Origin of the sequence: Pseudomonas sp. WS 5027 (genome assembly GCF_012985695.1) — a bacterium.
GTDB classification, from domain to species: Bacteria; Pseudomonadota; Gammaproteobacteria; order Pseudomonadales; family Pseudomonadaceae; genus Aquipseudomonas; species Aquipseudomonas hygromyciniae.
This window is the reverse complement of sequence record NZ_JAAQWU010000036.1, coordinates 1-17,789: the sequence shown is the minus strand read 5'-3', so window position 1 is coordinate 17,789 and position 17,789 is coordinate 1. Positions and strand designations below refer to the sequence as shown.

Annotated in this window: 17 protein-coding genes and 1 pseudogene; 12 read left to right on the top strand and 6 right to left on the bottom strand. The window is 62.0% G+C overall.

Features of this window, described 5'->3' with window-relative positions; translation table 11 throughout:
- Positions 1-51: 51 nt before the first annotated feature.
- Positions 52-2,307: a DNA internalization-related competence protein ComEC/Rec2 gene (locus HBO09_RS27670; protein WP_262381344.1), complete on the bottom strand. Its 2,256-nt coding sequence runs from the start codon at positions 2,305-2,307 to the stop codon at positions 52-54.
- A gap of 136 nt (positions 2,308-2,443) precedes the next feature.
- Between HBO09_RS27670 and HBO09_RS27665 the strand changes: the two genes are divergently transcribed.
- The 5 genes from HBO09_RS27665 to HBO09_RS27645 all read left to right on the top strand — a co-directional run bounded on the left by HBO09_RS27665 (position 2,444) and on the right by HBO09_RS27645 (position 8,217).
- Complete coding sequence (locus HBO09_RS27665) at positions 2,444-2,959, top strand: DUF2062 domain-containing protein (RefSeq protein ID WP_169955198.1); 516 nt, start codon at positions 2,444-2,446, stop codon at positions 2,957-2,959.
- 499 nt (positions 2,960-3,458) lie between these two features.
- Positions 3,459-6,212, top strand: coding sequence for a response regulator (locus HBO09_RS27660; protein ID WP_170061030.1), 2,754 nt, complete (start codon positions 3,459-3,461; stop codon positions 6,210-6,212).
- Positions 6,213-6,314: 102 nt separating this feature from the next.
- A complete protein-coding gene (locus HBO09_RS27655; RefSeq protein ID WP_169992768.1) occupies positions 6,315-7,304 on the top strand; it encodes a 2-hydroxyacid dehydrogenase in 990 nt (329 codons plus the stop codon).
- A 71-nt stretch (positions 7,305-7,375) separates the two neighbouring features.
- On the top strand, positions 7,376-7,816 hold the full coding sequence (locus tag HBO09_RS27650; RefSeq protein ID WP_169992770.1) for a hypothetical protein: 441 nt from the start codon (positions 7,376-7,378) through the stop codon (positions 7,814-7,816).
- Entirely contained in the window at positions 7,813-8,217 is a 405-nt protein-coding gene (locus tag HBO09_RS27645; protein WP_169992772.1) for an META domain-containing protein, read from the top strand. The genes HBO09_RS27650 and HBO09_RS27645 overlap by 4 nt, the downstream gene beginning before the upstream one ends.
- Positions 8,218-8,336: 119 nt before the next feature.
- Here the strand turns inward: HBO09_RS27645 and HBO09_RS27640 are convergent, their stop codons facing one another.
- Positions 8,337-8,798 carry a TlpA disulfide reductase family protein gene (locus HBO09_RS27640; RefSeq protein ID WP_169992775.1) on the bottom strand — a complete coding sequence of 154 codons (462 nt, stop codon included), beginning with the start codon at positions 8,796-8,798 and terminating at the stop codon, positions 8,337-8,339.
- Positions 8,799-8,913: 115 nt separating this feature from the next.
- Between HBO09_RS27640 and arsC the strand changes: the two genes are divergently transcribed.
- From arsC to HBO09_RS29240, 4 genes and pseudogenes are all read left to right on the top strand, one after another.
- The gene (gene arsC, locus HBO09_RS27635) at positions 8,914-9,267 is read left to right on the top strand and encodes an arsenate reductase (glutaredoxin) (protein ID WP_169992777.1); all 354 of its coding nucleotides are present in this window, start codon (positions 8,914-8,916) and stop codon (positions 9,265-9,267) included.
- Complete coding sequence (gene wrbA, locus HBO09_RS27630) at positions 9,264-9,878, top strand: NAD(P)H:quinone oxidoreductase (protein WP_029299742.1); 615 nt, start codon at positions 9,264-9,266, stop codon at positions 9,876-9,878. Before arsC ends, wrbA begins: the two co-directional genes overlap by 4 nt.
- Positions 9,862-10,266, top strand: coding sequence for a DUF2069 domain-containing protein (locus tag HBO09_RS27625; protein ID WP_169992779.1), 405 nt, complete (start codon positions 9,862-9,864; stop codon positions 10,264-10,266). The genes wrbA and HBO09_RS27625 overlap by 17 nt, the downstream gene beginning before the upstream one ends.
- Positions 10,254-10,361 (top strand): annotated as a pseudogene (locus tag HBO09_RS29240) (outer membrane lipoprotein carrier protein LolA); the annotation flags it as partial. The gene HBO09_RS27625 and the pseudogene HBO09_RS29240, both read left to right, overlap by 13 nt.
- Positions 10,362-10,363: 2 nt before the next feature.
- Here the strand turns inward: HBO09_RS29240 and HBO09_RS27620 are convergent.
- Both HBO09_RS27620 and ttcA read right to left on the bottom strand, forming a co-directional pair.
- On the bottom strand, positions 10,364-11,035 hold the full coding sequence (locus HBO09_RS27620) for a DNA-3-methyladenine glycosylase I (protein WP_169992781.1): 672 nt from the start codon (positions 11,033-11,035) through the stop codon (positions 10,364-10,366).
- Between the two features lie 67 nt (positions 11,036-11,102).
- Positions 11,103-11,927, bottom strand: coding sequence for a tRNA 2-thiocytidine(32) synthetase TtcA (gene ttcA / locus HBO09_RS27615; protein ID WP_169992783.1), 825 nt, complete (start codon positions 11,925-11,927; stop codon positions 11,103-11,105).
- A 280-nt stretch (positions 11,928-12,207) separates the two neighbouring features.
- On the opposite strand from ttcA, the gene HBO09_RS27610 reads away from it, so the two are divergent.
- Together HBO09_RS27610 and HBO09_RS27605 are read left to right on the top strand one after the other, a co-directional pair.
- Positions 12,208-12,810: a Yip1 family protein gene (locus HBO09_RS27610; protein ID WP_057439628.1), complete on the top strand. Its 603-nt coding sequence runs from the start codon at positions 12,208-12,210 to the stop codon at positions 12,808-12,810.
- A gap of 129 nt (positions 12,811-12,939) precedes the next feature.
- The gene (locus HBO09_RS27605; protein WP_169871663.1) at positions 12,940-13,434 is read left to right on the top strand and encodes a SprT family zinc-dependent metalloprotease; all 495 of its coding nucleotides are present in this window, start codon (positions 12,940-12,942) and stop codon (positions 13,432-13,434) included.
- A gap of 115 nt (positions 13,435-13,549) precedes the next feature.
- Here the strand turns inward: HBO09_RS27605 and HBO09_RS27600 are convergent, their stop codons facing one another.
- Both HBO09_RS27600 and HBO09_RS27595 read right to left on the bottom strand, forming a co-directional pair.
- Positions 13,550-14,731 carry a CaiB/BaiF CoA-transferase family protein gene (locus tag HBO09_RS27600; RefSeq protein ID WP_169992785.1) on the bottom strand — a complete coding sequence of 394 codons (1,182 nt, stop codon included), beginning with the start codon at positions 14,729-14,731 and terminating at the stop codon, positions 13,550-13,552.
- Between the two features lie 151 nt (positions 14,732-14,882).
- Positions 14,883-16,214: a dicarboxylate/amino acid:cation symporter gene (locus HBO09_RS27595; protein WP_029300714.1), complete on the bottom strand. Its 1,332-nt coding sequence runs from the start codon at positions 16,212-16,214 to the stop codon at positions 14,883-14,885.
- A 334-nt stretch (positions 16,215-16,548) separates the two neighbouring features.
- Between HBO09_RS27595 and HBO09_RS27590 the strand changes: the two genes are divergently transcribed.
- Positions 16,549-17,547, top strand: a complete 999-nt coding sequence (locus tag HBO09_RS27590; RefSeq protein ID WP_169992787.1) for an AraC family transcriptional regulator — start codon at positions 16,549-16,551, stop codon at positions 17,545-17,547.
- The last annotated feature ends 242 nt before the right edge of the window (positions 17,548-17,789 follow it).

The window sequence follows — 17,789 nt, the reverse complement described above, 5'->3', positions numbered from 1 at the left end:
CGCCACTTTAGCATATAGGCTGGCGAGGAAGGGCCTGCCCGCCGACAGCCATCATGTCGCAGGCACCGGCCTTTGGTAACTGTCAATGACAGGCGCGCGCCAGAAACGACGCTGGCTGCGTGCCATGATCGGCGCCTGGAAAGCCCCCAGGCGCAGGCGGATGGCGCCCTGTTCGGCGCTGTCATAAATGGCGCTGTGAAAATGCCGATAACGCGCCAGCACTTGCGGGTGCGGATGGCCAAAGGAGTTGCCACGCCCGCGAGAGATCAACACAGCCTTGGGGGCGACTCGCTGGACAAACGGCCATGACGAGGAACTGCGACTGCCATGATGGGGCGCTTGCAACCAATCCGTGGCGACCGCCAGGGGCGTGGCGAGCAAGGCCCGCTCGGCCTCGCGGTCTATATCGCCGGTCAGCAACAGCCGTTCACCATTGGCCTGGACTTGCAGCACGCACGACTTCGCGTTGCCGTTGCTGGCATCCGCCCATTGCCACAGTCGGAACTGCACACCGTCCCACTCCCATTGCTCACCGCTGACACAGGCCTGGGTATGAAGGAACGCCGGCAGCCCCTGGGTTTCCCCGCCCACCACCCGTTTGACCGGCAACCCGCGCGCAACCGCCGCAGCGCCCCCGGCATGATCGGCATCAGCGTGACTGAGCAGCATCAAGTCCACTTGGCTAACCCCCAGCTTGCGCAGCGCCGGGAGTACCACGCGCTCACCGAGGTCGAAATCCCCAAGCCGCGGACCGGCGTCATACAACAGCACGTGGTTGCGGGTGCGCAGCACTATCGACAGGCCCTGGCCGACATCCAGTTGCTCCACCGCCACCTGCCCCAATGGGATCGATTCGCGGGGCGGGAACACTGCCAACAGCAACATGGGCCAACCCAGCAGGCGAAAAGGAATGCCCTTGGGCATCAACAACAGCAGTGCTCCCAGCAAGCTGAGCAACCAGTAGCCGACAGGCACCTCGGCAGGCATCCAGGCCGGTACGTGCACGGCCAGCATGGCCAGGGCCGTAAACAGCCAATCCAGTGCGCCACCCGCTAGCCACAGCAGGCCGCCGCCCAGCCACGGCAGCGCCAGCAACAGCGTGCCCGCCAGCGCCAACGGCAGCACCAGCAGACTGATCCACGGCACGGCAAACAGATTGGCCAGCGGCGCACTCAAGCTGATGGGCAGACCGAGGATCAGCAGCAGCGGAAACAGGCCAATAGCGATCAGCCATTGGGCACGGGTCCAGGCCTGCCAGGCACGCCAGGGGCCCAAGCGGCCACTGAAGGCCAGCACCAACACGCCCACGGCGGCAAACGACAGCCAGAAACCCGGTTGCAGGCTGGCCAGCGGTTCGATGATCAATACCGCATTCAGGGCCAGCAGTAGTGGCCACCAGATCCCCAGATGGCGAAACCGCAAGCGCCACAGCAGCACCAGGCCCACCATCACACAGGCCCGCTGCACCGGCACTTCAAAACCGGCCAGCAAGCCATAGGCCAGCGCAGCGGCAAATGCCAGGCCGCATGCCCAAGGCAGCCAGGGCAAGCGCCTGGGCCAGCAGCCGTAGCGGGCCAGCCCGGCCACCAGTGCATAGATCAAGCCCGATAACAGACCGATATGTTGGCCGGAGATCACTAATAGATGCACGGTGCCGGTGGCCTGCAAAATGCGCCAATCCTCGGCGGCCAGGCCGGAGCCGTCACCCAGCACCAGTGCAGCCAGCCCGGCTTCGCGGCCCTGGGCATCGACTGCCAATAATCGCTGGCGGACGGCATCGCGCCAGGCATGCCGGGCCGGCGCCAGGCGCTGGCCATCCTTGACCGACCCGGTCGCCCCCACACGCTGTGCCAATAGCCAGGCCTCCTGGTCGAAGCCATGGAAATTCAGTAGTCCGGAAGGACGCTTGAGGGTCACGGCCAAACGCCAGCGCTCACCGCTGCGCACTGGGGGGGCGCCCTGCCAGCTCACGCGGATGCGCTGGGGCAGCCGGCCCTGACGTGACCGGCTGTCGCTCAGCTCGAAACGCACCACCCCATTGGCCTGCTGTGGTAGCCCGCTGACGCGCCCTTCCAGCCAGCGGGTCTGGCCGTCCAGCGCGGGGATGAGCCGGTCGTCGAGGGCCCGTTGCGCGCTGAAACAGGCCCATGCCAGGCCCAACAGGAAAAATGCCAGCGGATAAGTACGAAACGGCAGCAGCATCAACGCCACCACCGGTAACACCAGCAACCAACCGACCGGCGGCAAGACAGGCAGCAGGCGCAACGCCAGCAGCCCCAACGCCAGCGCAAACATCCCTGTACGCATGGATCATTCCTTGAAAGTGACCCATTGAGTGTTAGCCGAGGGGTTCAGGGCGAACTATTATTTTTTGTCACAAAGTCTGAATTTCCCGTTCGTAGAATACGGGCATACTTGCCCCTCGAACTGACCTGGACCCCTTATGCCACGGCGCTTATTCAAACGGTACATGCCCGATCCGACCAGCATTCGGGAACACAAGTCCTTACGCTTTCTCGGTACGCTGCTCCATGACCCCAACCTCTGGCACCTCAATCGTCACTCGGTTGCCCGGGCCATGGCTGTCGGCCTGTTTGCCGCCTTCATTCCCATCCCCTTGCAGATGCTGCTGGCAGCCGTCCTCGCCATCTCTGTGCGCGGCAATATGCCCATCGCCGTGAGCCTGGTGTGGCTGACCAATCCAATTACCATGCCGGTGGTGTTCTTCTGCACCTACATGACCGGCACCTGGCTGATGAACATCCCGCCGCGCACCCTGCCCGATGAACTGACCTGGGAGTGGATCAGCGGGCAACTGTCGACCATGTGGCAGCCCTTTCTGCTGGGTTCGGTGGTGATGGGGTTGGTACTGGGCGCGTTGGCGTATTGCCTGACGATGGTGTATTGGCGGTGGTGGGTGGGTCATCAATGGAAAAAGCGCCAGCAGCGTAATCGATAGAAGGCGGCCCCTCAGTTCAGGAGCAGAGATGTCCCGGCTGGCGCCATCGCGGCATAGTTATCTACACAACTTTCAGAAACTGACGAACTCCCCCGTGGCGAGCGGGCTTGCCCCGCGCTGGGCTGCGAAGCAGCCCCAAAACCAGCCGCTACAGTGTATCTGATACACCGCATTCGGCTTACTAGGGCTGCTTCGCAGCCCAGCGCGGGACAAGCCCGCTCGCCACAACGGCGCTATCTGCCTGGATTTAGGCGTTGCGGCAAAGTTGTGTAGATACCTATGGCCATCGCGGGCAAGCCAGCGCCTACCGAAGTACGCGTGCGCTTTGACGTCAGGGAGGCAGCGATACCCGCCGTTACTGCTGCTCAATAATCCCGCCATCGCCCTCTCAAGCATTTTTTGCAAGATTCCAAGCCCCTCATATGGCTACACTGCGCAGGTGGCGCGGGCCGGATGCCTGCGAAGAATGTCGACATCAGTGTGGTAGCGGGAGAGTGGCGTGCTAAGAAGAATGGGGATAAAAGGCCGCGTACTGTTGCTGACCTTGTTGCCTACCAGCCTGATGGCATTGCTGTTGGGCGGCTATTTCACCTGGATGCAGCTTTCGGACCTGCAAACCCAACTGCTCAATCGCGGCGAGATGATCGCCGAACAGCTGGCGCCGCTGGTGGCACCGGCACTGGGCAGCAAGAACACCGATCTGCTGGAGCGCATCGCGACCCAGTCCCTGGAACAAGTCGATGTGCGAGCCGTATCCTTCCTGGCGCCCGACCGCTCGTCCCTGGCCCATGCCGGCCCGACCATGCTTAACCCACCGCCCATTGGCAACAGCTCACACCTGTTGCAACGCACAGGCAATGACGCCACTCGCTACCTGCTGCCCGTGTTCGGCCGCCATCGCAACCTCGCCGGTGAACTGATTCCCGACGAAGCCGACCGTCTGCTGGGCTGGGTCGAGCTGGAACTGTCCCACAACGGCATGCTGCTACGCGGCTATCGCAGCCTGTTCGCCAGCCTCCTGTTGATCGCCATCGGCCTGATTTGCACCGCGGCCCTGGCCTTGCGCATCAGCCGCACGATCAACTCACCCATCGGGCAGATCAAGCAAGCGGTGGCGCAGCTCAAGGATGGCAACCTGGAAACCCGTTTGCCGCCGTTGGGCAGCCAGGAGCTGGATCAATTGGCGTCCGGTATCAACCGCATGGCCGAAACCCTGCAAAACGCCCAGGAAGAACTGCAACACAGCATCGACCAGGCCACCGAAGATGTGCGCCAGAACCTGGAAACCATCGAGATCCAGAATATCGAGCTGGACCTGGCCCGCAAGGAAGCCCTGGAAGCCAGCCGCATCAAGTCGGAGTTCCTGGCCAATATGAGCCATGAAATCCGCACGCCACTCAACGGCATCCTCGGTTTCACCCACCTGCTGCAGAAAAGCGAGCTCTCGCCCCGTCAGTTGGATTACCTGGGCACCATCGAAAAATCCGCCGACAACCTGCTGGGTATCATCAACGAAATTCTCGACTTCTCGAAAATCGAAGCCGGCAAGCTGGTGCTCGATAACATTCCGTTCAACCTGCGTGACCTGTTGCAAGACACCTTGACCATCCTCGCCCCGGCCGCCCACGCCAAACAGCTGGAGCTGGTCAGCCTGGTCTACCGCGATACCCCCCTGTCCCTGGTGGGCGACCCGTTGCGTCTCAAGCAGATCCTCACCAACCTGGTCAGCAATGCCATCAAGTTCACCCGCGAGGGCACTATCGTGGCCCGGGCCATGCTCGAAGACGAGCAGGAAGACAGCGTGCAACTGCGCATCAGCGTGCAGGACACCGGCATCGGCCTGTCCAACCAGGATGTACGCGCCCTGTTCCAGGCCTTCAGCCAGGCCGATAACTCGCTGTCGCGCCAACCCGGCGGCACGGGGTTGGGCCTGGTGATCTCCAAGCGCCTGATCGAACAGATGGGCGGCGAAATCGGCGTCGACAGCACCCCAGGCGAAGGTTCGGAGTTTTGGATCAGCCTCAACCTGCCCAAGACCCGCGACGATATCGAAGACCTGCCCGCCCCACCGCTGTTGGGCCGGCGCGTGGCGGTGCTGGAGAATCACGAACTGGCACGCCAGGCCCTGCAACACCAGTTGGAAGACTGTGGCCTGGAGGTCACGCCGTTCAACAGCCTGGAGAACCTCACCAACGGCATCACCAGCGCGCACCAGACCGAACATGCCATCGACCTGGCGGTTTTGGGCATCACCGCCAACGATATTCCGCCGGAACGCCTCAACCAACACCTGTGGGACCTCGAACACCTGGGCTGCAAAGTCCTGGTGCTGTGCCCGACCACCGAGCAGATGCTGTTCAACCTCTCGGTGCCCAACCCCAATAGCCAGTTGCAGGCCAAGCCGGCCTGCACCCGCAAATTGCGCCGGGCACTGTCCGACCTGATCAGCCCGCGGCCGTTGCGCAGCGAGCCGGGGGAGCCGTTGTCCAGCCGCGCGCCACGGGTGCTGTGTGTCGACGACAATCCGGCCAACCTGTTGCTGGTACAAACCCTGCTCGAAGACATGGGCGCCAAGGTCCAGGCCGTGGAAAGTGGCTATAGCGCCATCGAAGCGGTGAAAAAAGAAGCCTTCGACCTGGTGCTGATGGATGTACAGATGCCCGGCATGGACGGGCGCCAGAGCACCGAGGCGATTCGCCAGTGGGAAAGCGAGCGCCACGGCACGCCACTGCCTATCGTCGCGCTGACGGCCCATGCCATGGCCAATGAAAAGCGTGCCCTCCTGCAAAGCGGCATGGATGACTACCTGACCAAGCCCATCAGCGAGCGGCAACTGGCCCAAGTGGTGCTGAAATGGACCGGCCTTGCCTTGCGCAATCAAGGTCCGGAACGTGTAGTCGAAGGCCACGGCCCCGCCGCCCAACTGCCAGTGCTGGACCATGACGAAGGCCTGCGCCTGGCGGCCGGCAAGGCAGACTTGGCCGCCGACATGCTGGCCATGCTGCTGGCATCCCTGGAAGCCGACCGCGAGGCGGTCTGTATCGCCCGCGAAGCCAACGACAATAACGCGCTGATCGAACGGGTCCACCGTCTGCACGGCGCCACTCGCTACTGCGGCGTACCGCAATTACGCGCCGCCTGCCAGCGCGCCGAAACCTTGCTCAAGCAAGATGACGCCAAGGCCATGGCCGCCCTCGATGAGCTGGACATGGCCATTACCCGCCTTGCCAGCGAAGCCCGGGTCAACGCCTGACACAGGACAACACGCCAACCACCCAAGACGGGCAACATACCTGTAGGCCACGGTTTGCCAGCGCCTACAGGTACCACACGCTATCTTGCAGGAAGCCCCTTGATGCGCATCATCCTCTTCAGCAGCCAGACCTATGACCGTGACAGCTTTCTCGCCGAACCGTTGCCCCAAGGCATGGCGCTGCAATTCCAACCGGCACGCCTGAACCTCGACACCGTGGCCCTGGCCGACCAGCACGAAGTGGTCTGTGCCTTTATCAACGACGACCTCAGCGCCCCGGTGCTCGAACACCTGGCCGCCGGAGGCACGCAATTGATTGCCCTGCGCTCGGCCGGCTACAACCATGTGGACCTGGCCGCCGCCAAACGCCTGGGCCTGACCATCGTGCGCGTCCCCGCCTACTCGCCACACGCCGTGGCCGAACATGCGGTGGCCCTGGTGCTGGCCCTCAACCGCCGCCTGCATCGCGCCTACAACCGCACCCGCGACGGCGACTTCAGCCTGCACGGCCTGACCGGTTTCGACCTGGTGGGCAAGACCGTTGGCGTGGTGGGCACCGGGCAGATCGGCGCGACTTTCGCCAAGATCATGGCCGGATTTGGCTGCTCATTGCTGGCCTACGACCCCTATCCCAATCCGCAGGTCGAAGCCCTCGGCGCACGCTATGTCGACCTGCCCCAGTTGTTGGCCGAAGCGCAGATCATCAGCCTGCACTGCCCACTGACCGCCGACAGCAAGCACCTGATCAATGCTCAATCCCTGGCCCATATGCAGCCGGGGGCGATGCTGATCAATACCGGGCGCGGCGGCCTGGTGGATACTCCGGCGCTGATCGAAGCGCTCAAGGACGGGCAATTGGGCTACCTGGGCCTGGATGTGTACGAGGAAGAAGCCCAGCTGTTTTTTGAGGACCGCTCGGACCTGCCGTTGCAGGACGACGTGCTGGCGCGCCTGCTGACCTTCCCCAATGTGATCATCACCGCGCACCAGGCATTCCTCACCCGCGAGGCGCTGGCGGCGATTGCCGGGACCACCCTGGCCAACATCCAGGCCTGGGCCAGCGGTCAACCGCAAAACCTGGTGCACGGATGATCAACGGTCACATACCGCGCACATGGTGAACAGGCGAGCGTGATAGGATGCCGCGCCTATTTGGAGGATCCATGGCCGAACACGATTTCCGCTTCAGTTTGCTGAGCCCACAACACACCCTGATCGAATGCCGCGCCCTGGTGCCGGGTCGTTACCAAGTCACCGGCAATGGTGGCTCGATCAAGCATGGCGACGTGCTGATCGTCACCTTGCGCGGCAGCAAGACCCTGTCGATGCGCCTGACCGTCGAAGGCGATGCGCGCTACTCCATCCGCCCAGCCGGGCAATGGGTCGCCATGGCGCAAGGGCCGAAGTTCGGCGAGCTGGAAATTCACACCTGGAAGGTCAACTGCGACAGCTGCGACGCCGTGCTGGAATTTGAGTTTTCGGTGGAAACCAAGCTGACCAAGGAACCGCTGCAACCGGCCGCTACTGCGCGCATTGCCGAGTTGGGCTGGGCCACGGTCGGCGACAAGCATCGCTGCCCAAAATGCCAGAAGGCTGCGCCATGAAGAGCCTGCTGATGGTCGCAGCGCTGGGTGTCGGCCTCGCCGGCTGCGCCAGCGATGAGGTCAAGCTCAAGCAGGATCACAGCTACATCGTGGAATGGATCGGCGAGCGGCCCCTGATGGACTACGCCCACCTGACCGTGACCCTCGGCGCCGATGGCCGGGCCTATGGCAATGGCGGCTGCAACCACTGGTTCGCGCCGTACAGCCTGGACGGTGACAAACTCAGCTTCGGCAAGATCGGCAGTACCCGCAAGCTGTGTGCAGAAGCCCTGATGGAGCAGGAGCACCGCTTCTTCAAGGCCCTGGAGACGGTGCAGCGCTGGGATATTTCACCCATCGAGCAAACCCGTTTCTGGCCTGCCGAGGGCAAGCCACTGCGCTTGTGGCTGGAAGAAGGCTGACCCAACTCCTGTAGGAGCGAGCCTGCTCGCGAAGAACGTCAACGAAAACGCGTGCATCCAGGATGAACGCGGCGTCTGTGAGTTCTTCGCGAGCTCGCTCCTACAGAGATCGCGAGGATTCAGCCGCGCAACTCTTTGAGTTTGGCCATTACACCTTCCGCCGTCTGCTCACCCAACATCTGCGCCCGCACCTTGCCCTTGTCATCGATGATGTAGGTCACCGGCAACGCTTCGCTGCGCGGGATATCAAAAATCGCCTCGGGATTCTGTGCCAATACGGTGAACTTGATGCCCAGCTTCTCGCTGGCGCTCTTGAGCTCTTCACCCTGCACATTGTCGAAGTTGACGCCAAACACGCTCACCGGCTGGCCTTTGAGCTGCTCGGCCAGGGCGTTGAGCTCGGGGATTTCGATGCGGCACGGGCCACACCACTCGGCCCAGTAATTGACCACCAGCCATTGCTTGTCGACGCGTTCGGACGCGACTTTCTGGCCGTATTGGTCGACGCCATAATCATTGCCGCAGCCGCTGAGCAGGAGTGTGGTGATAACTGCCAGTGCGCCTATCAGTCGCCGTGTCATGGGGTAATCCTTAGCAAAAATGAACGTGGGCTGCGGCCGATCGCCTCTTACGGTTTAAGGACAAGCCGCAGCGCAGGTAGAATACCCGCCACCTTACGCAAGATGCGACCCGCACATGACCGATCTGACGCTTTATCACAACCCGCGCTGCTCGAAATCCCGCGGTGCGCTCGAACTGCTAGAAGCCCGTGGCCTGACGCCCAACGTCGTGCGCTACCTGGAGACCCCGCTGGACGCCGCGCAGCTTGAAGCGCTGCTCGGCAAACTGGGGATCAGCGCCCGGCAATTGCTGCGCACCGGCGAAGACGAATACAAGACCCTCGACCTGGCCGACGCCAGCCTCAGCGAGGAGCAGTTGATAGCCGCCATCGCCGCCCATCCCAAGTTGATGGAGCGACCGATCCTGGCCACCGCCGACAAGGCCGTGATTGGCCGCCCGCCGGAAAATATCCTGGAGATCCTGCCGTGAGCGCGCCCTACGTCCTGGTGCTGTATTACAGCCGCAACGGCTCGGTCAGCGAAATGGCCCGGCAGATTGCCCGGGGCATCGAGCAAGGCGGCCTGGAAGCGCGCCTGCGCACCGTGCCGGCAATCTCCAGCGAATGCGAAGCCGTCGCCCCGAGCATCCCGGCCGAAGGTGCGCTGTATGCCAGCCTCGACGACCTGAAGAACTGCGCGGGCCTGGCCCTGGGCAGCCCGACGCGCTTTGGCAACATGGCGGCGCCGCTGAAGTACTTTCTCGACGGCACCAGCAACCTGTGGCTGACCGGGGCACTCGTCGGCAAGCCGGCTGGGGTCTTCACCTCGACCGCCAGCCTGCACGGCGGCCAGGAAACCACTTTGATGTCGATGCTGCTGCCACTGCTGCACCACGGCATGCTGATCACCGGCCTGCCCTACAGCGAACAGGCCTTGCTCGACACCCAAGGCGGCGGTACGCCCTACGGTGCCAGCCACCATTCCGGCGCCGATGGCAAGCGCGCCCTGGATCCCCATGAAATCGCCCTGTGCCGCGCCCTGGGCCTGCGTCTGGCGAAGACTGCGGCAAAACTGGAGAGTGGCCGTGGCCAAGAAGCCTAAAGTCCTGCCGGCCCAGGCCTGGCTGGAACCCCGGGTCAAGGTGGCACGGGCCTTGAGCCTGCTGGCGTTTTTTGGCCTGGTAGGCCTGCTTTGCGTTTACTACCTGCTGCTCGCCGACCTGCATGGCGCCCGGCCCTGGGTGATCTTGCTGATCGAACTGGTGCCGCTGCTGATCCTCGCGCCCGGCATGCTTATGGGCAGTGCGCGCGGGCATTCGTGGATGTGTTTTGTGGTGAACCTGTACTTCATCAAGGGCGCCCTGGCGGCCTATGACCCGAATCGCCAGTGGTTTGGCGTGCTGGAGATGCTGGCGAGCCTGGCAGTGTTCTGCACGGCGCTGCTGTACGTGCGCTGGCGGTCCCAGCTCAATCGGCGATTGGCCATGTAGGAGCGAGCTTGCTCGCGAAAAACGTTAACGATGACGCGGGCATTCAGAATGCACGCGGCGCCCTCAGGTTTTTCGCGAGCAAGCTCGCTCCTACAGGTCAATGGTTGACGGTAAACGCCAACATCATCGACAACTGGCACATAGGCCACCCACTTTCGGCGTGCCACTGGTTGAACGCCGCCTGCACCGTCGCCAGGTCCCGCAGGCTTGTGGGGGCCTTGTCGACAATCTTCTGCGCATTGAGCGCCGCGACCACGTCATAGCTCGGCACAAACGTGTCCTTGCCCACCATGCGCAAGAAGCGCGGCGCTGACAGACCGCCCAACTGGTGACCGTGTTTGCTCAGGTACTTCCACAAGCCGACGATATCGGTCACCGGCCAATCGGCGATCAGCGCGCCGAAGCTGCCTTTTTCCTGCGCCACGTCGAGAATCATCTGCGCATTGCGCGGCACGCTCTTGAGCTTGCCCAGGTGGCGGATGATCCGCGTGTCCTGCATCAGGCGCTCAAGGTGCTCGGCCCCCATCAACACGACTTTTTCCGGGTCAAAGCCGAAGAACACCTGCTCGAACGCCGGCCACTTGGCGTCCACCACACTGTGCTTGAGCCCTGCGCGAAACACCCGCAGCGACAGGGTCGACAGGTAGCGGTCGTCGCTGATCTGGCGCAATTGCGCCGACGTCTTGGGCACAGGCAGGTGGGCTTCCAGCTCGGCCGCCGAACCAAAGCGGTTCAGACAGTATTCGTGCAGCCATTTGTAATCGCGCATGCCCTCTCCTACGGGTTGAAATGAAAACGGCGCCCATGAGCGCCGTCTGTCAGAGCCTGGAAAAGGCTCAGAGGTTCACAATGTTGACGAAGCGCGAAGCGGCGGTTTCATCGATACGCAGGCTGGTGAAGTCGAACAGGTTGCGGTCGGCCAGTTGCGACGGAATCACATTCTGCAGGCTGCGGAAGATGCTTTCGCTACGCCCCGGCGTCTTGCGCTCCCACTCCTGGAGCATGTCCTTGACCACCTGGCGCTGCAGGTTCTCCTGGGAGCCGCAGAGGTTGCAGGGGATGATCGGGAACTGCTTGAAGTCGGAGTAGGCCTGGATGTCCTTCTCGTTGCAATACGCCAGCGGGCGGATCACGACGTTGCGCCCGTCATCGGCGCGCAGCTTGGGCGGCATGGCCTTGAGGGAGCCGTTGAAGAACATGTTGAGGAAGAAGGTCTCGACGATGTCATCGCGGTGATGACCCAGGGCCATCTTGGTTGCGCCAATTTCATCGGCGAAGGTGTACAGGGTGCCACGGCGCAGGCGCGAGCACAGCGAGCAGGTAGTCTTGCCCTCCGGGATCAGTTCCTTGACCACCGAATAGGTGTCTTTCTCGACAATGTGGTACTCGACGCCCAAGGCCTTGAGGTAGGCCGGCAGCACATCCTCGGGGAACCCGGGCTGCTTCTGGTCCATATTGACCGCGACTATGTCGAACTTGATCGGCGCGACCTTCTGCAAGTGCATCAGCACGTCCAGCATGGTGTAGCTGTCCTTGCCGCCGGACAGGCAGACCATGACCTTGTCGCCCTCCTCGATCATGTTGAAGTCAGCGACAGCCTCACCGGCCAGGCGTCGCAGGCGTTTTTGCAGTTTATTCTGATTGACGGTAAGGGTGCCCATGGCGCTTGGATCCGCGAAAAGGTGTGTGACGAAAAGCCGGGTATTTTAGCGGTATGGAGCAGCGAGTTCCAATGTGGGGGGCCTGCATTCCACGCCACAGACCCAGGCGCGATTAAGCCCAGTGTTTACAGCGCAATTTGCTCTAAAGCCCCACACTTTTTCCGGTCATCACTTCCTATACTGCGACATAAGGTCGCACACATATCCAGACCTTTCAGGCCACTTGGCCGGCGGGCGCTCCGCTTGGGGGGCGATGGTAATAACGACAGGAGTGACTGGCATGATCCATCACGTCGTGGGGCTTTTCACCCATCCCGACCAGGAATGGCGGGAAATTCGTGGCGATAAAGAAGAAAGCATCGGCCACATGTACCTCACTCACACGCTGATTCTCGCGGCGATTCCCGCCGTATCAGCTTTTATCGGCACCACCCAGGTCGGCTGGGTCATCGGCAATCGCTCCCCGGTCATGCTGACCCAGGAAAGTGCGTTGTGGATGACCATCATGTCGTACCTGGCGATGCTCGGCGGCGTTGCGGTGATGGGCGCCTTCATTCACTGGATGGCGCGCACCTATGACGCCAATCCGAGCATGGCGCGCTGCGTCGCGTTCGCCACCTACACCGCCACGCCGCTGTTTATCGGCGGGCTGGCGGCGCTGTATCCGCATATGTGGCTGGGCATGGTCGTGGGCACGGCGGCGATTTGCTACACCGTCTACCTGCTATATGTGGGGTTGCCGACCTTCATGAGCATCGACCCGGACGAAGGCTTCCTGTTTTCCAGCTCGGTGCTGGCGGTAGGCCTGGTGGTACTTGTGGCGATCATGGCCTTTACCGTGATTGTCTGGGGCCTGGGCGTAGGGCCGATCTATACCAACTGACCAGCGTTCAATCGCAGGAAAAGCCACCGCAAGGTGGCTTTGTGCGTTATGCATGACCATTCGGCGCCTGACAGATTCGGAAACACCCTTGGATGCGGCATACTGGACATCTCTGGAGATATGTACAGCATGCCCGAGCAACTCAATACCCGCGTCGAAGATTGTTTCCTGCAAGCCGAATCCTTTTTCAAACGAAGTTTCAAACGCCCCCAGGTCAGCCTCAAGCTACGTGGGCAGAAAGCCGGTGTCGCGCATTTGCACGAGAACCTGCTGCGCTTCAACCCCCAGTTGTACCGAGAAAACAGCCAGCACTTCCTCAAACAGACGGTGGCCCACGAAGTGGCGCACCTGATCGCCCACCAATTGTTCGGCGAGCGCATCCAGCCCCATGGCGAGGAATGGCAACTGATCATGCGCGGGGTCTACGAATTGCCGCCTGATCGTTGCCATACCTATGAGATTCAGCGCCGGCGGGTGACCCGCTATATCTACCGGTGTCCGTGTGCCGACAGTGACTTTCCGTTCTCGGCCCAGCGCCATGGGTTGGTGAAACAGGGGCGGCGGTATTTGTGCCGCCGGTGTCGGGAGACGTTGGTGTTTACTGGGGAAACGCGGGTGGAGTGAGGTTTTGGGGTGCCTGTTCTGGCCCCTTCGCGGGCAAGCCCGCTCCCACATTTTGATTTGTGAATACATTCAGAATGTGGGAGCGGGCTTGCTCGCGAAGGAGCCCAAACAGCCACTATCCTACGACCTTGGCACCCCGCAGTTCGGCAATCCGCTGAAGACTGAAACCCAACTCCCCCAACACCTCATCACTGTGCGCCCCCACCGCTGCCCCGATATGCCTAGGCGCCGGCAACCCCTCGGAAAACTTCAGCGGGCACGCCATCTGCGCCTGAAGCGAACCATCCCCACGGGGTACCTGGCTCACCAGCTCCCGGGCCTGTAACTGCGGGTGCTCAAGGGCTTCGCCCAAGCTGAGTACCGGTTCCACGCAAGCGTCCAAGCCAGCGAACAACGCACACAGCTCCTCAAAACTGTGCCGTTCAAACTCCACCTGCAATGCCTGCTTGAGTGCCTTTTGCTGCTCGGGCTTGGGCGACAACCCCAGGGCCGCCAGCTCCGGGCGCCCCAGCGCGCCACACAGCTGCTGCATGAATCCTGGTTCCAGGCTTCCCACCGACAGCCAGCGTCCGTCCCGCGAGCGGTAGTAATCGTAGAAACTGCCGCCGTTGAGTACCTGGTCTTCGCGCCCAGGCTCCACGCCACAGGCCAGGTAGGCCGCGCCGGCCATGGCGTTGAGGCTGAAGGCGCAGTCGGTCATGCTTACATCCAGGTACTGGCCCACCCCGCTGTGCTGGCGCGCAATCACCGCCGCGAGCAGGCCGACCACGGCGTGCAACGAGCCACCGCCCACATCGGCCAATTGCACGCCGAGGGGCAACGGACCGCTGTCCTCGCGGCCTGTGTAGCTGGCCACGCCGCAGAGCGCCAGGTAGTTGATGTCATGCCCGGCGCGATCCCGGTAGGGCCCGGTCTGACCGTAGCCGGTGATGGACACGTAGATCAGCTTCGGGTTGATCGCCTTCAGCGCTTCATACCCCAACCCCAGGCGTTCCATGACCCCGGGGCGGAACTGCTCCAGCACAATGTCGTAGTCGGCCACCAATTGCCGCACGATCTCCAGCGCCTCGGGCTGCTTGAGGTCCAGGGCCAGGCTGCGCTTGTTGCGGTTGAGGTAGGCATGGCTGGCCGACACACCACGGTCGTGGGGCGGCAACACCCGCAGCAGGTCCATGCGCGTGGGGGACTCGATGCGCAGTACCTCGGCGCCCATGTCCGCCAACAGCAGCGAGGCGAAAGGCCCCGGCAACAAGGTTGAGAAATCCAGCACTTTGAGGGACGCCAAGGGGCCTGACATGGGAGCTCCGATTCCAGTTCGATGGGGCACAGAGTAGTCAGCCTTGGGCGCCAGCGGCAATTACCGTAACCATCATCGACAATGACCGTTGTGCTCGCCCGCCCATAAAAAAACCCATCCGAAGATGGGTTTTTTTAGTGTGCTTGAGCGTTTACTTGATCGCTGGAGCCGGGCCTTCGGCTACGCCCAGGTCATCCAGTTCGCGGGTTTCGGAGATACCGGTACCGCCGGAAGCCAGCTCGCTTTGCAGCTTGTCGGTGTCCAGTTCCTTGACCCACTTGGCGACGACGATGGTCGCTACGGCGTTACCGACCAGGTTGGTCAGAGCACGAGCTTCGGACATGAAGCGGTCGATACCGAGGATCAGCGCCAGGCCGGCAACCGGCAGGTGGCCAACAGCCGACAGGGTCGCGGCCAGTACGATGAAACCACTGCCCGTCACGCCAGCAGCGCCTTTGGAAGACAGCAACAGCACCAGCAACAGGGTGATCTGGTGGGTGATGTCCATGTGGGTGTCAGTCGCCTGGGCGATGAACACGGCAGCCATGGTCAGGTAGATCGAAGTACCGTCGAGGTTGAAGGAGTAGCCAGTCGGGATAACCAGGCCAACCACCGATTTCTTCGCGCCCAGGCGTTCCATCTTGATCAGCATGCGTGGCAGTGCGGATTCAGAGGAGGAAGTACCCAGTACGATCAGCAGTTCTTCACGGATGTAGCGCACCAGTTTCAGGACGCTGAAGCCGTGGGCGCGGCAGATGCCACCCAGCACTACCAGCACGAACAGGATGCAGGTGATGTAGAAGCAGATCATCAACTGGCCCAGTTGCACCAGCGAGCCAACACCGTAGGCACCGATGGTGAACGCCATGGCACCCAGGGCACCGATTGGCGCGAGCTTCATGATCATGTTGATGATGTTGAACATCACGTGGGCGAAGCGATCGATGAAGTCCAGCACCGGCTTGCCGTAGGCACCCAGGCGATGCAGGGCGAAACCGAAGATCACCGAGAACATCAGCACTTGCAGGATATCGCCGTTGGCGAAGGCGCCGACGATGGTGTTCGGGATCACGTTGAGGATAAAGCCGACGATGCTCTGGTCTTTACCGGCAGTAACGTAGGCTGCGACTTTCGAAGCGTCCAGGGTCGCAACGTCGATGTGCATGCCAGCGCCTGGCTGCACCACGTTGACCACTACCAGGCCGATCAGCAGGGCGATGGTGGAGACGATTTCAAAGTACAGCAGCGCGTAGCCGCCAGTCTTGCCCACCGACTTCATGCTCTGCATGCCAGCGATGCCGCTGACCACGGTACAGAAGATGATCGGGGCGATGACCATTTTGATCAGCTTGATAAAGCCGTCACCCAGCGGCTTGAGGGCCACACCGGTCTGCGGGTAGAAGTGACCGAGCAGGATACCGATAACGATGGCAACGATTACCTGGAAGTACAGGGTTTTGTAGAACGGCTGACGAGTCGTCATTGCAAAGTTTCCTCAAGAGTCCCGTGGGGCAAATATCCGCCATTGCCCACGACACTTGAATTGCGAACCCTCCTGCACTGGAGGGATTTGTTTTGGCGAACTGCTGGCTGGCAGGTCTGTACTCCTTATCGCAAACGGCGTGCCACTTTCCTTAAAAGCCCTGGAGCCCTTGGGTCATGGGGGCTGACGGCAATCCAAGGCTGTTTCAGGGGTTGCTAGAGGTGGCGGATATCCGCCCAACATCCCAATCTCGTCCTACAATTTGGCGGATATCCGCCTTGTCCACCCCAGACATGATGGCTACCATCGGCCACTCAATGGACGAGGCCCCTGCATGCGCGAACGCACCATCGCCAGTCATTACGCCCGCGCTGCCTTGGGCGGTGCGCACCGGGCCGGCTACGACTGCTCGACGCTGTTGCAGCAACTGGGCATTACCCCGCAATTGCTGGCAGAGCCCCGCGCACGCATCGCGCCGGAGCAGTTCACGCAACTATTGCAGAGTCTGTGGCTGGCCCTGGATGACGAGTACCTGGGCTTCGCCGATGGACCGAGCAAGCGTGGAACCTTCGCCATGATGTGCCACGCGCTGATTCACTGCCGCACCCTGGAGAAGGCGCTGGAGCGCGGCCTGTTGTTCTACGGCCTGTTCCCCCACGGGCCGCGTTGGCGCCTGAGCCGTGAAGGCTATATGGCACGCTTGAGCCTGGATGACTCACAACTGTGGGACCCGGATCACTTCTTGAGCGAGTCCCTGCTGGTGATCTGGCATCGCCTCGGCAGTTGGTTGATTGGCCAGCGTATCCGCCTGGAGCAAGCGACTTTCAGCTACCCGGCGCCGGCCCATGCCAGCGAATACGACCTGCTGTTCCCTTGCCCCCTGGTGTTCAGCGCAGCCAGCAGCAGCCTGGTGTTCCATAGCCGCTACCTGAGCCTGGCGCTGCTGCAAGACGAGCGCACCCTCAAGCATTTCCTCGAACGCTCCCCCGCCGACCTGCTATCCCGGCCAGACGAAGGCGACAGCCTGAGCAGCCAGTTGCGTCGCCTGTTAAGCCGCGACCGCACGCCCTGGCCAGACCTGGAAGCCGTGGCGCAGCACCTGCATATCAGCCCGCAGACCCTGCGCCGGCATTTGCGTGAGGAAGGCACCAGCTTCCAGGCACTCAAGGATGAACTGCGTCGGGATATTGCGATTTTTCATCTGGGGCGGGCGGATTTGTCGTTGCAGGAAATTGCCGAGCAGTTGGGGTTTTCCGAGCCTTCGGCGTTTCACCGGGCGTTCAAGAAATGGACGGGGGTGACGCCGGGGGCTTACCGAGCGCAGGAGAGTTGAGGATGTATTGTTTGGACGGGCGCCATCGCAGGCAAGCCAGCTCCCACATTTGACTGTATTCACCAATCAAAATGTGGGAGCTGGCTTGCCTGCGATGCGCATAGGTATCTACACAACTTTCAGAAACTGACGCCCCCGTGGCGAGCGGGCTTGCCCCGCGCTGGGCTGCGAAGCAGCCCCAAAACCAGCCGCTGCGGTGTATCTGGTACAACGCATTCGGCTTATTGGGGCTGCTTCGCAGC

What these genes read in the sequence shown, in the direction of transcription:
- HBO09_RS27590 (WP_169992787.1), top strand. Translation starts at nt 16,549, where the DNA reads ATGCGCGAACGCACCATCGCCAGTCATTACGCCCGCGCTGCCTTGGGC.
- HBO09_RS27650 (WP_169992770.1), top strand. Translation starts at nt 7,376, where the DNA reads ATGGCCGAACACGATTTCCGCTTCAGTTTGCTGAGCCCACAACACACC.
- HBO09_RS27645 (WP_169992772.1), top strand. Translation starts at nt 7,813, where the DNA reads ATGAAGAGCCTGCTGATGGTCGCAGCGCTGGGTGTCGGCCTCGCCGGC.
- arsC (WP_169992777.1), top strand. Translation starts at nt 8,914, where the DNA reads ATGACCGATCTGACGCTTTATCACAACCCGCGCTGCTCGAAATCCCGC.
- HBO09_RS27605 (WP_169871663.1), top strand. Translation starts at nt 12,940, where the DNA reads ATGCCCGAGCAACTCAATACCCGCGTCGAAGATTGTTTCCTGCAAGCC.
- HBO09_RS27610 (WP_057439628.1), top strand. Translation starts at nt 12,208, where the DNA reads ATGATCCATCACGTCGTGGGGCTTTTCACCCATCCCGACCAGGAATGG.
- ttcA (WP_169992783.1), bottom strand. Translation starts at nt 11,927, where the DNA reads ATGGGCACCCTTACCGTCAATCAGAATAAACTGCAAAAACGCCTGCGA.
- HBO09_RS27670 (WP_262381344.1), bottom strand. Translation starts at nt 2,307, where the DNA reads ATGCGTACAGGGATGTTTGCGCTGGCGTTGGGGCTGCTGGCGTTGCGC.
- HBO09_RS27665 (WP_169955198.1), top strand. Translation starts at nt 2,444, where the DNA reads ATGCCACGGCGCTTATTCAAACGGTACATGCCCGATCCGACCAGCATT.
- HBO09_RS27655 (WP_169992768.1), top strand. Translation starts at nt 6,315, where the DNA reads ATGCGCATCATCCTCTTCAGCAGCCAGACCTATGACCGTGACAGCTTT.
- HBO09_RS27600 (WP_169992785.1), bottom strand. Translation starts at nt 14,731, where the DNA reads ATGTCAGGCCCCTTGGCGTCCCTCAAAGTGCTGGATTTCTCAACCTTG.
- HBO09_RS27620 (WP_169992781.1), bottom strand. Translation starts at nt 11,035, where the DNA reads ATGCGCGATTACAAATGGCTGCACGAATACTGTCTGAACCGCTTTGGT.
- HBO09_RS27640 (WP_169992775.1), bottom strand. Translation starts at nt 8,798, where the DNA reads ATGACACGGCGACTGATAGGCGCACTGGCAGTTATCACCACACTCCTG.
- HBO09_RS27595 (WP_029300714.1), bottom strand. Translation starts at nt 16,214, where the DNA reads ATGACGACTCGTCAGCCGTTCTACAAAACCCTGTACTTCCAGGTAATC.